Raw genomic sequence first — 1,140 nt, forward strand, 5'->3', positions numbered from 1 at the left:
TAGCAGCCCTCAACTTAGCGACTATGCCAGTTGCATCAACTTCAAAGTTAAGATTTTCAAATGTCATGGTGAGTCAACCTCATACAAGTTGTAAGATTACTGTATAGATTGACTAAACTACATTTCAACTTGATAACAGAAATGTTATATCGACTAATCTATATTTGTCAATACCCCTTGCAAAATATTTTTGTTTCACTTTTTATTCGTTAGAGAATATATGGCTATAACAAAAAAGTTATCGGATGTTTTAGCAATAAACCCAAAAATTGGAGCCGAGCATCCCTATGATTGGCTTGGAGCATTTGACGTAGACGAATTGAATGAATTTATTAATGAAGTGATGTCAGCCTATCGCTCAGTTGCCTTACAAGAACCAAAAAATCACGAAAAAGCATGGAATGAATTAGAAGCAATTATCCATGAATGGTATGAGAGCGCCTTAGCGATAGCTAATCCAGAATTAGAAGTAGCCTTTACTCAAATCAAGCAATGAAACAATCTTTATTAAACTACAAGTATAAAAATGACATTCTCTTATAACATCGATTGGCAGCATGAGGAGCATAAAGTACAGTACAGTTTCACACAAGAACAACTTGCTCTCATTGCCACCTATGAAGCACCTTTAAAAATAAAACTAGCTGAAGAACAGGCTGCAAAATACAGAGAAGATCCTGATAGGTACTGTAATCTATCCTCAACAGCATCTATGGTAGCTCTAGGTAAGTACGAACCTTATACAGGAGCGATCGGAGAAGTATCAACATTTCTTTTCTATCTTACAAGTGATGATGAATATATCGTGAAATATCAGTATGCTAATTATGAACCTATCTGCTTGACAGCTTTAGATTCACCTACGACTTCTCGTTTATATAAGGTTATACCTACAAGTTTGGGTTATCTTGTCTCCTATTCACTAGATGGCGAGATAGTTTGTGAAATATTTGATGATCTATGAGAACTTGAAGGTTAATAGAGATCTCACTCACTATGGGAAATGATCGATCAGAAACTTGCAAATAAGCTTGCTTATCAAGACAACTTTTTAGGACGAGACTTAGCCACTTTACCCGCCTGTTTCGGCTTCCCCTGAGAAACTTTCTTCTCCTTCGCAGTAGCAACCTTACCCAAATT

General features: G+C 36.2%; 2 protein-coding genes. Both read left to right on the forward strand.

Annotation, left to right across the window (positions count from 1 at the left end; translation table 11 throughout):
- Positions 1–220 precede the first annotated feature (220 nt).
- Positions 221–496: a hypothetical protein gene (locus VB775_RS10215; RefSeq protein WP_281010048.1), complete on the forward strand. Its 276-nt coding sequence runs from the start codon at positions 221–223 to the stop codon at positions 494–496.
- A gap of 30 nt (positions 497–526) precedes the next feature.
- Entirely contained in the window at positions 527–964 is a 438-nt protein-coding gene (locus VB775_RS10220; protein WP_281010049.1) for a hypothetical protein, read from the forward strand.
- Positions 965–1,140: the final 176 nt, after the last annotated feature.

The organism is Pseudanabaena sp. CCNP1317 (assembly GCF_034931345.1).
Classification (GTDB): domain Bacteria; phylum Cyanobacteriota; class Cyanobacteriia; order Pseudanabaenales; family Pseudanabaenaceae; genus Pseudanabaena; species Pseudanabaena galeata.

Coding starts and splice junctions, on each gene's coding strand:
- VB775_RS10215 (WP_281010048.1), top strand. CDS start 221: ATGGCTATAACAAAAAAGTTATCGGATGTTTTAGCAATAAACCCAAAA.
- VB775_RS10220 (WP_281010049.1), top strand. CDS start 527: ATGACATTCTCTTATAACATCGATTGGCAGCATGAGGAGCATAAAGTA.